This window comes from Mesorhizobium sp. ISC25 (genome assembly GCF_042295465.1).
GTDB lineage: Bacteria > Pseudomonadota > Alphaproteobacteria > Rhizobiales > Rhizobiaceae > Mesorhizobium.
In genome coordinates this window covers 6,242,957-6,255,973 of the sequence record NZ_CP135441.1, presented here as the reverse complement: position 1 = coordinate 6,255,973, position 13,017 = coordinate 6,242,957, and the positions used below count along the sequence as shown (strand labels likewise).

Sequence of the window (13,017 nt, the reverse complement as noted above, 5' to 3'; positions counted from 1 at the left end):
GGCTACAGGCGCGCGAACCAAATGCGTGTATGATCCACTGCGGAGCGACAAAAGGGGCGATCACGATGAAGCGTTTTTCCAGGCTGGTGGCGTGCGCCATCATTCTTCTCCTGCCGCTGGCTTCACCCAGCGCCGCGGCTCCCGAAGCGGCGGCCCTGTTTGAGGCGAAAACCGTAGCCGAACGCGACAGCGCTCTTGCCGCCCTGGAAGCCGCCGCGCCCGGCGATCCGGCAGCGACCTACGCCGCCGGCGCCGGCGAATTCTTCACAGCGCTGGAGATCCTGGCCGGCGGCCTGCACCGCCACGGTTTCGACAGCCCGCAATCCTTCATGCTGCCGCTGATGCGGTTGCCGGTGCCGGACAACCCTGATCCCGAGCCGCTGAGCTACGAACAATTCCGCGCCATTCTCGTTGCCTTCCGCGACCGGCTGGAGAAATCCGCAGCCACGCTGGGTTCGGTACCCGCCGACGCGGACATCGGTATGGTCATCGACCTCACCCGCCTCGGCATCGACCTCAACGAGGACGGCACGATCGCGCCGGACGAAAGTGCCGCGGCTATCATGGCGTCTCTGTCACGCGGCGGCGGTGCGCCAGACGCGGCCGCACCCGCCCTCACCTTCCGCTTCGACCGCGCCGACGGTTATTGGCTGCAGGGCTATGCCGAGTTCCTGATGGCGCAGGCGGACTTCTGGCTGGCGCATGATTTCAGGAACACGTTCGACGGCTCCTTCCACATGCTGTTCCCGCGCGCAAAACTGCCGCTGCAGGACACGCTCGTGCCGCTGGACGGTGGCATGGGCGGCGGCATTCTGACGTCCGAATGGCGCCTCGCCGACTTCATCTCCCTGGTGCATCTCATCAACTGGCAAGTGGTCGAGCCTGAGCGCCGGCAAGCGGCACGCCGCCATCTCATGGAAATGATCCGGCTGTCGCGCGAGGACTGGAAAACCATCCGCGCCGAAACCGACAATGATCGTGAATGGCTGCCCGGGCCGCAGCAAAAAGGCGCCAGCCCGCTGACCGGTCTCGAAGTCGGTGAGCAGCAGGTACAGGCCTGGCTCGCCGCGCTGGCCATGGCCGAGGATCTCTTGGAAGGCCGCAGCTTGCTGCCGCATTTCCGCATCGCCGACAAGGGCATCAACATGAAGCGCTTCTTTGATGAGCCAAAGCCCTTCGACCTGGTGCTGTCGATCACCGGCCCGGCCATCGCGCCCTATCTCGAACGCGGCAAGATTCTCACCAGCGAGGAGTTCAACCAGATCCAGCGCCAGTTCGGCGGCGCCGGGTTTCTGACGTTCGCGCTTTGGTTCAACTGAGGGCGTGCTTCGACGTCACTCCTGACAGCCTGCTGTCAGCAGCCAAATTGCGCCTCGCGCCACCCGCCACTCCGCTCTTTCCATTTTGGCCGATACCTCCCATATTCGGGCCATGGCCAGACTCTCCGACAAGAAAACGCCGCCGCCGGCGAATGACGAGCGCGCTTCGCCGCCCAAGCGGCGCAGTCCGCTGACCGATTTTCTCGATGCCTCGGAGCCTCTGTACAAGGGCGGCTTTGCCGAGGCGCCGCAGGCCGAGTTCACCGGCGCGCCGCTGGCCGGCTCGATCACCGACTGGGCCGAGCAGATCGAGCAGGAAGCCGAGAAGGAAGGGCGCGTTTCCGGCAAAGTCGGCGGCAAATTAGCGAAGCCGGCGAAAAAGATCCCCGAACGCTCCTCTTCCCCCGGCCGTACGGCACGCGGCACCTCGATGGGCGGCGCGGCTTCGGCGCGGGAGCGTACTGCGGCCGGTCTCAACCCTGTCGCCGGCCTCGATGTCTCCCTGGAAGAGGCCGAGACCATGGCCTCGGGCGGTGTCACCGCCACCGTCGCGGCACTGTCGGCACTGATCGAATCCGGCAATCCGCTGCACAAGGACGGCGTGCTGTGGACGCCGCACCGCCCTGCCCGGCCGGAGAAATCCGAAGGCGGCATCGCCATCAAGATGGTCTCGGATTTCGAGCCGGCCGGCGACCAGCCGACCGCGATCAAGGATCTCGTCGAGGGCGTCAACAGCAACGACCGCACCCAAGTGCTGCTCGGCGTCACCGGCTCGGGCAAGACCTTCACCATGGCCAAGGTGATCGAAGAGACGCAGCGCCCCGCTCTGATCCTCGCGCCCAACAAGACGCTGGCCGCGCAGCTCTATTCCGAATTCAAGAAATTCTTCCCGGAAAACGCCGTCGAGTATTTCGTCAGCTATTACGACTACTACCAGCCGGAGGCCTATGTGCCCCGGACCGACACCTACATCGAGAAGGAATCCTCGATCAACGAGCAGATCGACCGCATGCGCCATTCGGCGACGCGCTCGCTGCTCGAGCGCGACGACGTCATCATCGTCGCCTCGGTCTCCTGCATCTATGGTATCGGCTCGGTCGAGACCTATACGGCGATGACCTTCCAGATGCAGATCGGCGACCGGCTCGACCAGCGCGCACTGCTCGCCGACCTCGTCGCCCAGCAATACAAGCGCCAGGACATCAACTTCGTCCGCGGCTCATTCCGGGTGCGCGGCGACACGATCGAGATCTTCCCGGCCCACCTTGAGGACCGCGCCTGGCGCATCTCGCTGTTCGGCGACGAGATCGAGGCGATCACCGAATTCGATCCGCTGACCGGTCAGAAGACCGGCGAGCTGAAGAGCGTCAAGATCTACGCCAATTCGCACTATGTCACGCCGCGCCCGACCTTGAATCAAGCCATCAAGTCGATCAAGGAAGAGCTCAAGCACAGGCTAGTCGAACTCGAACGGGCCGGTCGGTTGCTGGAAGCGCAGCGGCTGGAGCAGCGCACCCGCTTCGATCTGGAGATGCTTGAGGCGACCGGTTCCTGCGCCGGCATCGAGAATTACTCGCGCTATCTGACCGGCCGCCAGCCGGGCGATCCGCCGCCGACCTTGTTCGAATACATTCCCGACAATGCGCTGGTCTTTGTCGACGAAAGCCACGTCACCATACCGCAGATCGGCGGCATGTATCGCGGCGACTTTCGCCGCAAGGCGACGCTGGCCGAGTATGGTTTCCGCCTGCCGTCCTGCATGGACAACCGGCCGCTGCGCTTCGAGGAGTGGGACGCCATGCGCCCGCTTTCCGTCGCGGTTTCGGCAACGCCCGGCGGTTGGGAGATGGAGCAATCCGGCGGCGTTTTCGCCGAACAGGTCATCCGCCCGACCGGCCTGATCGACCCGCCGGTCGAAGTGCGCCCGGCCAAGACGCAGGTCGACGATGTCGTCGGCGAGATCCGCGACACGACAAAAGCCGGCTATCGCACGCTGGTCACCGTGCTGACCAAGCGCATGGCCGAGGACCTGACCGAGTATTTGCACGAACAGGGCATTCGCGTCCGTTACATGCACTCCGACATCGACACGCTGGAGCGCATCGAGATCCTGCGCGACCTGCGCCTCGGCGCCTTCGACGTGCTGGTCGGCATCAATTTGCTTCGCGAAGGCCTCGACATTCCCGAATGCGGCTTCGTCGCCATTCTCGATGCCGACAAGGAAGGCTTCCTGCGCTCGGAGACATCGCTGATCCAGACCATCGGCCGCGCCGCCAGAAACGTCGACGGCAAGGTCATCCTCTACGCCGACCAGGTCACCGGCTCGATGGAGCGGGCGATGGCGGAAACCAACCGCCGTCGCGAGAAGCAGATGGAGTGGAACGCGGCCAACGGCATCACCCCAGAATCGGTCAAGTCGCGCATCTCCGACATTCTGGACTCGGTCTACGAGAAGGATCATGTCCGCGCCGACATCTCGCAGTTCACCGACAGCGCCGGCGCCATGATGGGCAACAATCTGAAAGCCCATCTCGACGCGATGGACAAGCAGATGCGCGACGCCGCCGCCAATCTCGACTTCGAGAAGGCGGCCCGCATCCGCGACGAGATCAAGCGGCTGCGCGAGATGGAGCTGTCCATCTCCGACGACCCACTCGCCAAATACGCCGACATGGAAAGCCCGGTCTCTGGCCGCGAAAAGGGCAAGCACAACAAGGGCGTGGCCAAACATCGTACATCAGAGGAACAGGAGCGTTTCCGCAAGCTCGACGAGGCACGTGCCGCCGAAGAGGCAGCCAAGGCTGCACGGCCCAACCTCTTCCGGAAGCCGGAGCTCGACGAAATGGGCGCCGACGGCGCCGTGCCGGTCAAGAAGCCGCTGTTCGCCAAACCTTCGCTGGACGATATGGGGCCTGGGACCGACATGCCTACGCCATCAGGCGCGGTGTCCCGTTCGCTGTTCAAGAAACAGTCGGCGCAGGAAGCGCACGGCTCGGATTTCGGTATACCGGGTGAACCGACCAAGCCGCTGTTCAAGAAGAACTCGCTCGATGAGATGACGGTGCGGCGGACCGAGAAGCCGGTCGAGGGAAAAGTGCCGGGGAAACCACAGCCAATCTCCCCCCTTGCGGGGGAGATGCCCGGCAGGGCAGAGGGGGGCGCGAAGGAACGCGACGATTCCGCCAAGCCGATCGTTCGCCAGCGTGCCGGCATTGGTTCCTACGAGGATCCGGGCGACGCCCGCCGCGAAAAGCGTCGGCCGGGCAAGACAGGGCGGCCGGGAAGGTAATTCTGCCGTGGCGCTGCTTGAGCGCCGCATGTATCTTCTTGCCATCGCTTGGGTGGCTACAGATGATAACACGCCGTTTCTTTGCGTTTCTCGCTGCAGGGTTCTTGCCGTCCCGCGCGGCGTCTCAAACAACAAGCGCACCGCGGCGCTTGCAAGGCGACATTCCGATAGCCGCGCGGTGGATATCCAACGCACTGCAAAGTTCGGGCTATGGCGCGGATTTCTCACCACAGAGCATATCCGAGGTGGAACGGTTCTTTCGCGAGCAGACGAAGGATGAAGAGCCCATCTCCGGCGGTTTGATGTCGCAAGATATCGGGCCACGTTTGTTTGCATTGGGATGCTACTGCGGCGAGGTGCTTCGTAAGGAACTCGGCGGGCATTGGCTGACGAATGACGATGATCCCGAAGGGGAAATTAACGCGGCTCTCGAAGTCGGAAGCGGCGTTATCTGCTGGCCCATGCAACGGGTCATGAAGCGGCTGCGCAGCAGCGAGGACGACCTGGTGGCTTGGGCCGAAGGGATCAGGCGGGGCTGAAAGGCCGAGTATCCAAACCTACGACAACAATTGGCAGCAAACCTGGGTTCCATGCGGCAACAAGGCAAACTACATATTCTGCCCCTGATTTTGGGCAGCAAAGACACGCCCCTGCGGGTTGGCGCCGATCTTGGTCCGGTGCAGAAACACCTTGGCTTTCCTAAATGGCTGTATGTCTATCAGGATCAGCCATGCGGCTTTCTTCTGGGTTATGGTGATCTGGAAATCGACATTCTGACCAGTCGCAATCGAGCGCGCGTCAATCGCATCAGCATCAAACTTTGGAAGATGCCGGATATCCCTAAGCCCTCGCCTTTGAAATGGAGCGGCAAGAGTCAAATCGATCTCGACGGCTTTAGCCCGGCGATGATGTTTTCGGCCGCCAAGACCCTCGTCGCAAGTCTCGGATTGCCGGGCGACGAATATAAGGTGGATAGCAGGTTTGAAACTGTCCGCCGGCTCGTACTTCCTCACGCTGAACTTCATTTCTTCAAGGGACCGGAAGAACCTGTCCTGATGGAGCTTCACTTCCTGACGCCACAGGAAATCCAGCGAACCAGAGGTGACTACACATTCCACGTTCCAGACTAAGGGTGCGTGCGGAAGGGCCACTTGCGGTCCACCTTGCCCTTGGTATAGTCAATCCACACTCGAACGTCTTGAAAGGAGGGCTGCGTGTCTTTCGACCACCACCGTCAGCGCGGCCCTGTCCCGGCCCTGCGAGCTTGCTTGCAGGGCTGACCAGAGACGGTCCGGGTTTTTCTTCCCGCTTCGATTTTTTGGTCCGCCCTTCGTGGTGCTGCAACGCCGAGCCTGATGGCCAGCCTGCGCACCGTCAAAGTGCATCAACCGGAATCACTCCGGACAGACCAGAGAAATCGACATGGCCCTGATCAGCCTCAAGTCCCTCGGCGTCACCATGAGTGCGCCGCTCTTCTCCAGCCTTGATCTCACCATCGGCACCGGCGACCGGCTCGGCATCGTCGCCGCCAACGGCCGCGGCAAGTCGACCTTGCTCAAATGCCTGACCGGCGAGCTCGAACCGACCTCCGGCGACATCATCCGCACCCGCGGCCTGCGCGTCGGCTATGTCGAGCAGTCCGTTCCGCCTGCCTTCCTCGACCGCAGCTTCCATCAGGTGGTTGCCAGCGCCCTGCCCTCTGAGCAGGCCGAGAGCGAGCTGTGGCGCGTCGATGTGGTTCTCGACTCGCTCGACGTGCCGCAGCCGATGCGCGAGCGGCCGATGCGGGCCTTGAGCGGTGGCTGGCAAAGGCTGGCACTGATCGCGCGCGTCTGGGTCACCGATCCCGACGTGCTGCTGCTCGACGAGCCGACCAACCATCTCGACCTCGCCAAGATCAGCCAGTTCGAACACTGGCTGAACGCACTGCCGCGCGAGGTGCCGATGGTGATCGCCAGCCACGACCGTGCCTTCCTGGACGCCACGACCAACCGCACGCTGTTCCTGCGCCCGGAGCAGTCCCTGGTGTTTTCGCTTCCCTATTCGCGCGCCAGGCAAGCACTGGATGAAGCCGACGCATCGGCCGAGCGCAAATTCCAGCGCGACATGAAGGTGGCGCAGCAATTGCGCCGGCAGGCCGCCAAGCTCAACAATATCGGCATCAATTCGGGCAGCGACCTTTTGACGGTCAAGACCAAGCAGCTCAACCAGCGCGCCGAGCGCCTGGAAGATGCGGCGGCCCCGGCGCATCGTGAGAAATCGGCGGGCGCGATCAAGCTCGCCAATCGCGGCAGCCATGCCAAGGTGCTGATCACGCTCGACGACGCGGCGGTGGAAACGCCCGACGGCACGCTGCTGTTCAGGACCGGCAAGCGCCACATCTGCCAAGGAGACCGCATCGTCCTGCTCGGCCGTAACGGTGTCGGCAAGTCACGGCTGATCGGCCTGATCCGGAATGCCATCGTCGAGCCGCAAACGGCAGCGCAAGGCCTGAAGGTGACGCCGTCGACCGTGCTCGGCTATAGCGATCAGGCATTGTCGGGCATCGGCGGCGACGACACGCCGCTGGCGATGCTCTCGGGCAGATTCGATGTCGGCGAGCAGCGCGCCCGCTCGCTGCTCGCGGGCGCCGGCGTCAGCATCGACATGCAGGAGCGCAGGATCGGCGTGCTGTCGGGCGGGCAAAAGGCGCGGCTGATGATGCTGGCGCTCAGGCTCGCCAATCCCAATTTCTATTTGCTCGACGAGCCGACCAACCACCTCGATATTGATGGCCAGGGGGCGCTGGAAGCGGAATTGCTGGAACATCAGGCGAGCTGCCTGCTTGCCTCGCACGACCGCTCCTTCATCCGAGCTGTCGGCAACCGCTTCTGGCTGATCGAGAGACGGCGGCTGACCGAGATCGACAGCCCGGAAGGGTTCTTCCGGGAGGTTGCCGAGGCAGGCGGTTGACGATCTTGCCCAATGAATGGTGAGCGGCTCGGCACACTTTCCCGCTCGCCGGAAAAGGCGCATCCTGAGGTCTCGCAAACCGAGGGAGGAAACCGGTCATGCGTGGCGCGGACGTCGTTAAGAAGCTGTATGATGCCTATGCAAAACGTGACATCGAGGGCGCGCTGGTCGACTGCGCCGATGATGTCGTCTTTCGCTGGATCGCCGATCCGGTGCAGTCGCGCTATGCCGGAGTGGCCCGCGGCAAGCAGGAGTTCCTTGCCCGGCTTGTGGCGCTGGACAGCGATTTCGAATACCGGCGCTTCATACCGGTCGAGATCATCGACGGCGGCGACAAGGTTGCTGCGCAGGTCGAGATCCATTTGACGAGCCGAACCACCGGTGACGAGTTTGTCCTGCGCACCGCCGATTTCTGGACGGTACGCGACGGCAAAATCATCGAACTGGTGGAATATTACGACACCGCTCTGGCCGCATCTGTCATCTGAGTCCAGTCCGTCGGACGGCACGCAGCTCAGCTTCCGGTTGGATGTGCGCTGACTTGGCGGTCGTCGCTCGATTCCCGGCAGGTGAGAAACGCCGTCTTCGACTGAATCCGGCCTTGCGGAAAAAAATTCCGGCGCCCTGTCGGATGATGATCGCATGCCACGTCCTTGGGACGCCGACACGGTGATGCCGGCGCCAATCGAGGAGAAAGCATCATGTCTATTCTGTCATCCATAGGTCACGCCGTGACGCGTTACTCGGCGGCTCGCGCCCGTTACCGCAGCGAACGCGCCATCCTTTCATTGCCGATCGAATTGCGCAAAGATATTGGCTGGCCGGAAATCGTCGTCGACGCGCAAAACAGCCCGCGGATTCGCATCGAAGGTTGAAAGGTGCCAGTTGGCGGTCGCAGCAAGGCGCCATTTCGGACCCGCGCCCGGCATTTGAAAAAACCATCGGCCGTGTAGGATCGTCGCCGTTTCGTTCGTCCTGTGGTTCGCAGAGGCAAACCAGACGCAAAGAGGAGCATGACATGGATGACCAGCCGCAGACCCAGCCCGCCGCCAAAGTGCTTGGCGGGTTGACGCCCTACCTTCAGCTGGACGGCGCTTTCAAAGCCGCAGAATTTTACCAAAAGGCCTTCGGTGCCAAGCAGGTCTTTGCCTATCCGCCGGACGAACAGGGCCGTACCATGCATATCCATCTCCACATCAACGGTTCGACCCTGATGCTTTCCGACTTCTATCCCGAGCATGGAATGGCCGCTGTGAAGCCGCAGGGCTACACCATGCAGCTCCATCTCGGCAGCGACGACATCGACGCCTGGTGGAAGCGGGCCATCGAGGCAGGCTGCGAGGAAGTCGTGCCGTTGCAGGTGATGTTCTGGGGCGACCGCTGGGGCAATATGCGTGATCCGTTCGGCGTCGAATGGGCGATGAACGCACCGGTGAAGAAGGCTTAGCACATTCTTCCTTCGCCCTTTGCGGGAGGAGGAAAAACCTACCCAGGAGGAAATCCAATGTCTTATGTCGATGGTTTCGTACTTGCCGTGCCGAAGGCAAAGCTCGATGCCTACAAGAAGCTGGCGGAAACCGCCGGCAGCGTCTGGAAGGAGCATGGCGCGCTTGCCTATGTCGAATGCGTCGGCGACGACGTGCCCTATGGCGAGATCACCTCGTTCCCGCGCGCCGTGCAGGCCAAGGACGACGAGGTCGTCATCTTCTCATGGGTGGTCTACGAATCGCGCCAGAGCCGCGACGCGGTGATGGCCAAGGTGATGGCCGACCCGCGGCTCAAGTCGGACTGGGAGACCATGCCGTTCGACGGCAAGCGCATGATCTTTGGCGGTTTTCAGCCCTTCATCGAGCTGTAGGCGACCCTCGATCAAGTTTATCGAGCAGCGGCTTCAGCCGGTCGCCATAGCGCTTCCACAGATCGACCGAGCCCTGATACATCGGCTGGCGCACCTGCGCGGCGGACGCCGTGCGCACCGGCCGGTCGGTCTGGTGGAACGACAGCACGGCGTCATCCCATGGCAGGCCGAGATGGGCGATCAGCGCCCGCGACTGGCCTTCCTGGTCGGCGACGAAATCCTCGTAGCGAACGTCGTGCACGACATCAGGCACCACAGCGTGCCAGTGCGCCATGATATCGGTGTAGAGATTGTGGAAATCGGCGAGCTCGTCGAGATCGTAGCCGTAGCGATGGCTGTCGCCGCGGAAGTGCACCTTGTAGATCGACAGGCAGGTCGCCGCCGCATCGCGCGCGCAATGGATAATCTTGGCCTTCGGCAGCATCATATGGATGAAGCCGACCAAGAGGAAATTGCCGGGCATCTTGTCGGTGACGTGCCGAAAACCCGGATAGCGGGCGTGCAGCATGTCGAGATAGGCCTGGCCGGCCTCGGCATAGGCCTTGTCGGGCATGTCGGTGATGCCCCAGGGAAAGCCGCCCTTCATGCTGAGCGGAAACTGCTTGCCGACCGCCGTCTTCAATATGCTGAGCTCGCCGGCGCCATAGACCTGCGGATGGCTGGCGATGATCTGCTCGACCAGCGTGGTGCCGGAACGCGGCATGCCGACAACGAAGATCGGCGCATCGTCGGCGATCCCGCTCGGCCTGTGCCTTTCAAAAAAGGCCTTGTCGAACACCGCCTTCATCGCCTCGAACTCGCCGCGCGTCTTGCCGGCGTCGTAGTCGATGCCCTGGCGGCGGATCGCGTTGCCTTCGGCGAAATAGTCGAAGGCGCGGCCATACTCCCTGAGGTCGTCATTGGCCTTGCCGAGACCGAAGGAAAGCTGCATGCGCGCCAGGCTGCCTTGCGGCGCCTTGGCGTGTTCCGCCTCCATGCGGGCAAGCTCGGCGTCGCGCTCCTTCTGGCGCTTGACCTGGGTGAGCATCAGCCAGGCCCTGGCCATGCCGGGGTCCACCGCCAGCGCCTGCCTGAAAAGATCCGCAGCCTCGTCGAGATTGCCCTTTTCCATCAGCCCGACGCCCAAGCCGTGCAAAAGATCGGCATCCTTCGGCCGGATCGTCAGTGCCTCGCGAAAAACAGCCAGTGCCTCATCCAGCCGGCCCGCTTCCTGCAGCGTTTCGGCAAGCCCGACGCGGGCGCGGACATGGAACGGGTTGCGGCCGATCGTGCCGCGATAAATATCTTCGGCGCCTTCGAATTGGCCGAGCTGCTTCAGCGACGAGCCGAGATTGTCACGCGCCGCCAACTGGTCCGGCCGAATCGCCACCACCTTGCGGAAGAGATCGGCGGCGGCCGCTACCCGGCCAAGGTCGCGCAGCACGGTGCCGAGATTGTTGAGGAAATCCGGATTGCTCGGCTGCAGACGCACCGATTGTTCGATCAGCGCCAGCCCCTCGGCGCTGCGCCCGGTCTGGTGCAGCAGAAGCCCGAGGAAATGCGCAGCAGCCGGGTGGTTGGCCTTTTGCGCCAGCACCTGTCGGTAAAGCGCCTCGGCTTCCTGCCGGCGCCCCGCCTGGTGCAACTGCAGCGCCTGCTGCACGTGCTGGTCGAGCCCCAGTGGCGGCTGTCCGCCTGAGCCGTAACGTGCGCCTGCCGTTTGTCTCGGATCTCTGTTGATGGGAAACCTGCCGTGTTGTCCGCCTGCCGCGATCTAGGCCATCGCTGCGGCACGTGCAAGAGCAGACGGCGGTCGCTACGAAGCAAACCTCCGAACTCGGGGAGCTTACCGAAAGTCGGCCGGCGTCAGCACATACATGTTCTTGCGGCCGTGCGAGTAGGCTTGGCGCGCAATCTCGTGGATCGACGAACGCTTGGCGTCGAAGGCGCTGAGAAATTCGGCCTCGGCTCCGCTTGCTGCCGGGTTTGCCGCCGAAAGTGCCGCAACCTCGACAAAGAACGGGACTTCGAGCATGCCGTCATGGCCGACGAAACGAATGCGCTTGGCCGCCGCGTCATAGGAGCGGCTGGGGTTGGGAAAACTGAGCGTCATGGTTGCGCGTCAAATCAGGCGGTTGCTTTCGGCAAGCTGGCGCGCCCGCCGCGCTGTTCCGTCGGTGTCGGCAATTCTTCGCCTCGCCGCCTCGTCGCTTCTTATAGTGAGGCGCGGCGACAAGACCTTTATCGGCTTGGTGACGGGACTGACTGCAACTATCGGGACATCAGGTGTTCTTGCGGAATTCATCACTCACATCCTTTGATACCTGGATAAATACAAATGCCGGAGGAATTTTTCCGGAAGTTCTTCAAACAATTTTTGAGGTGCACCGGGATCGTATCATCGTTCTGCAGATAACTATAGAAAAGTAATTTTACGTTGGTAGGGGTAAGAGGCCGAAAACTTCTTGAATAAGCCGTATTTTCAGACTAGTGGTAATGAAACCGTTTTGGGTCATGCTTGGCCCCGCGGCGTCAGGGGTTCTCGGCCCGCCAAACTTATCCAAATCGCCGACACCTGGTACCGCAATGCAGGCTCCGCTTCCGGGGCAGGCCGGAAAGAAACTTCAAGGCACGAGAACTTCAAGGCACAAGCGAGAACTTCGAGGCACAAGAATGTCTGCTCGCACCACCCATTCCATCGCGCATTTCGCGGCACCTTTCGTGCTTGGCGGGCTGGATGGCGTGCAGCCGGCCGGCGACTATGACATCGACCACGACGAAGAACTGATCGACGGCATGTCGTGGCCTGCCTGGCGCCGCGTCGCCACTTTCATCCATCTGCCGGCAAGGACGGTGAAAAGCGCGACCAGCCAGCTTGTCGCCGTCGACCATGCCGAGCTCGACGCAGCGCTTCAGCACGACCAGGAGAACGCCACATGATCCGCTTCCAGCAGAGTGCGCGGCGCACGGACACGCCGGCGCATATCTTCACCGTCGGCCAGACCGTCCGCATGAAGAGCCGCACCGGCCTTGCCCAAAAGACCGCGGAGCTGTTCCAGATCAAGAGCCGGCTGCCGGTCAAGGACGGCTCGCCGCAATATCGCATCCGCAGTGATCAGGAGACCTATGAGCGGGTCACCACGGAAGACAATCTCGAACCGGTCGACAACCCGGCCAGTTGAGCCGAAAGCAATCCGCAACACGTATAAGGGATCAGAAAATGGCCAAGGGTCAACAGCGCAGCAATCGCGAGACACGCAAGCCCAAGAAGGAGAAGGTGGCGGCAAAACCGGCCTCGCCCTTCGGCTCGGCGGTCAAGCAGGCGGAGACCGCTGTGAAACCCAAGTCCAAAGGCTAGGGTTCGATCGCACGACAATCTGCCTGGAGGCGTGCTTGAACTTCGTCATCGAGTTCTACCGCTCGCGCGATGCCGACGAAGCGATACTCGATCGAGTGTCGCTGGAGGCACCGAACCTGCGCGCCGCCCTGCAAGGCGCCGCCACGCTACTTCACACGCTGATGATGCCGCAGATCCCCGATCGCCTGCGCATCTCCAACGAGGACGGCGCCGAGCTCTACGTCGGCCCCGCCGATGGTGCCTATCCGGACGAACAGTGAGG

At 62.5% G+C, this 13,017-nt stretch carries 16 protein-coding genes; 14 read left to right on the top strand and 2 right to left on the bottom strand.

Translation table 11 applies throughout. The features are described 5' to 3' along the window. Positions 1-65 precede the first annotated feature (65 nt). From RQ479_RS30835 to RQ479_RS30795, 9 genes are all read left to right on the top strand, one after another. Positions 66-1,319, top strand: a complete 1,254-nt coding sequence (locus RQ479_RS30835; RefSeq protein WP_376703506.1) for a hypothetical protein — start codon at positions 66-68, stop codon at positions 1,317-1,319. A gap of 112 nt (positions 1,320-1,431) precedes the next feature. Beyond that, a complete protein-coding gene (gene uvrB / locus RQ479_RS30830) occupies positions 1,432-4,608 on the top strand; it encodes an excinuclease ABC subunit UvrB (protein WP_376703505.1) in 3,177 nt (1,058 codons plus the stop codon). Positions 4,609-4,670: 62 nt separating this feature from the next. After that, entirely contained in the window at positions 4,671-5,147 is a 477-nt protein-coding gene (locus RQ479_RS30825; protein WP_376703504.1) for a hypothetical protein, read from the top strand. A 30-nt stretch (positions 5,148-5,177) separates the two neighbouring features. Continuing rightward, positions 5,178-5,738: a hypothetical protein gene (locus tag RQ479_RS30820; protein WP_376703503.1), complete on the top strand. Its 561-nt coding sequence runs from the start codon at positions 5,178-5,180 to the stop codon at positions 5,736-5,738. Positions 5,739-6,030: 292 nt separating this feature from the next. After that, positions 6,031-7,560: an ABC-F family ATP-binding cassette domain-containing protein gene (locus tag RQ479_RS30815; RefSeq protein ID WP_376703502.1), complete on the top strand. Its 1,530-nt coding sequence runs from the start codon at positions 6,031-6,033 to the stop codon at positions 7,558-7,560. Positions 7,561-7,658: 98 nt separating this feature from the next. After that, a complete protein-coding gene (locus tag RQ479_RS30810) occupies positions 7,659-8,048 on the top strand; it encodes a nuclear transport factor 2 family protein (RefSeq protein WP_376703501.1) in 390 nt (129 codons plus the stop codon). 213 nt (positions 8,049-8,261) lie between these two features. After that, positions 8,262-8,435, top strand: a complete 174-nt coding sequence (locus tag RQ479_RS30805; protein ID WP_023719167.1) for a hypothetical protein — start codon at positions 8,262-8,264, stop codon at positions 8,433-8,435. A gap of 143 nt (positions 8,436-8,578) precedes the next feature. Next, positions 8,579-9,007, top strand: a complete 429-nt coding sequence (locus RQ479_RS30800) for a VOC family protein (protein WP_376703500.1) — start codon at positions 8,579-8,581, stop codon at positions 9,005-9,007. A 57-nt stretch (positions 9,008-9,064) separates the two neighbouring features. Beyond that, complete coding sequence (locus RQ479_RS30795) at positions 9,065-9,418, top strand: DUF1428 domain-containing protein (RefSeq protein ID WP_376703499.1); 354 nt, start codon at positions 9,065-9,067, stop codon at positions 9,416-9,418. Here RQ479_RS30795 and RQ479_RS30790 read toward each other — a convergent pair. Beyond that, complete coding sequence (locus tag RQ479_RS30790; protein WP_376703498.1) at positions 9,405-11,060, bottom strand: sulfotransferase; 1,656 nt, start codon at positions 11,058-11,060, stop codon at positions 9,405-9,407. The two genes, RQ479_RS30795 and RQ479_RS30790, sit on opposite strands and share 14 nt — an antisense overlap. 183 nt (positions 11,061-11,243) lie before the next feature. Further along, positions 11,244-11,510 (bottom strand): DUF1488 domain-containing protein, encoded by a 267-nt coding sequence (locus tag RQ479_RS30785; protein ID WP_352469161.1) that lies wholly within the window; start codon positions 11,508-11,510, stop codon positions 11,244-11,246. Between RQ479_RS30785 and RQ479_RS30780 the strand changes: the two genes are divergently transcribed. The 5 genes from RQ479_RS30780 (at position 11,509) to RQ479_RS30760 (ending at position 13,015) form a co-directional block, all read left to right on the top strand. After that, the gene (locus tag RQ479_RS30780) at positions 11,509-11,718 is read left to right on the top strand and encodes a hypothetical protein (RefSeq protein ID WP_376703497.1); all 210 of its coding nucleotides are present in this window, start codon (positions 11,509-11,511) and stop codon (positions 11,716-11,718) included. The genes RQ479_RS30785 and RQ479_RS30780 overlap by 2 nt on opposite strands. A 352-nt stretch (positions 11,719-12,070) precedes the next feature. Next, on the top strand, positions 12,071-12,337 hold the full coding sequence (locus tag RQ479_RS30775) for a hypothetical protein (protein ID WP_352469163.1): 267 nt from the start codon (positions 12,071-12,073) through the stop codon (positions 12,335-12,337). Next, positions 12,334-12,579: a hypothetical protein gene (locus RQ479_RS30770; protein WP_352469164.1), complete on the top strand. Its 246-nt coding sequence runs from the start codon at positions 12,334-12,336 to the stop codon at positions 12,577-12,579. The genes RQ479_RS30775 and RQ479_RS30770 overlap by 4 nt, the downstream gene beginning before the upstream one ends. Positions 12,580-12,617: 38 nt before the next feature. Continuing rightward, positions 12,618-12,755 (top strand): hypothetical protein, encoded by a 138-nt coding sequence (locus tag RQ479_RS30765; RefSeq protein ID WP_352664699.1) that lies wholly within the window; start codon positions 12,618-12,620, stop codon positions 12,753-12,755. 35 nt (positions 12,756-12,790) lie between these two features. Further along, positions 12,791-13,015, top strand: coding sequence for a hypothetical protein (locus RQ479_RS30760; protein WP_292661267.1), 225 nt, complete (start codon positions 12,791-12,793; stop codon positions 13,013-13,015). Positions 13,016-13,017 lie beyond the last annotated feature (2 nt).

Coding starts and splice junctions, on each gene's coding strand:
- RQ479_RS30835 (WP_376703506.1), top strand. CDS start 66: ATGAAGCGTTTTTCCAGGCTGGTGGCGTGCGCCATCATTCTTCTCCTG.
- uvrB (WP_376703505.1), top strand. CDS start 1,432: ATGGCCAGACTCTCCGACAAGAAAACGCCGCCGCCGGCGAATGACGAG.
- RQ479_RS30825 (WP_376703504.1), top strand. CDS start 4,671: ATGATAACACGCCGTTTCTTTGCGTTTCTCGCTGCAGGGTTCTTGCCG.
- RQ479_RS30815 (WP_376703502.1), top strand. CDS start 6,031: ATGGCCCTGATCAGCCTCAAGTCCCTCGGCGTCACCATGAGTGCGCCG.
- RQ479_RS30810 (WP_376703501.1), top strand. CDS start 7,659: ATGCGTGGCGCGGACGTCGTTAAGAAGCTGTATGATGCCTATGCAAAA.
- RQ479_RS30805 (WP_023719167.1), top strand. CDS start 8,262: ATGTCTATTCTGTCATCCATAGGTCACGCCGTGACGCGTTACTCGGCG.
- RQ479_RS30800 (WP_376703500.1), top strand. CDS start 8,579: ATGGATGACCAGCCGCAGACCCAGCCCGCCGCCAAAGTGCTTGGCGGG.
- RQ479_RS30795 (WP_376703499.1), top strand. CDS start 9,065: ATGTCTTATGTCGATGGTTTCGTACTTGCCGTGCCGAAGGCAAAGCTC.
- RQ479_RS30780 (WP_376703497.1), top strand. CDS start 11,509: ATGGTTGCGCGTCAAATCAGGCGGTTGCTTTCGGCAAGCTGGCGCGCC.
- RQ479_RS30785 (WP_352469161.1), bottom strand. CDS start 11,510: ATGACGCTCAGTTTTCCCAACCCCAGCCGCTCCTATGACGCGGCGGCC.
- RQ479_RS30775 (WP_352469163.1), top strand. CDS start 12,071: ATGTCTGCTCGCACCACCCATTCCATCGCGCATTTCGCGGCACCTTTC.
- RQ479_RS30770 (WP_352469164.1), top strand. CDS start 12,334: ATGATCCGCTTCCAGCAGAGTGCGCGGCGCACGGACACGCCGGCGCAT.
- RQ479_RS30765 (WP_352664699.1), top strand. CDS start 12,618: ATGGCCAAGGGTCAACAGCGCAGCAATCGCGAGACACGCAAGCCCAAG.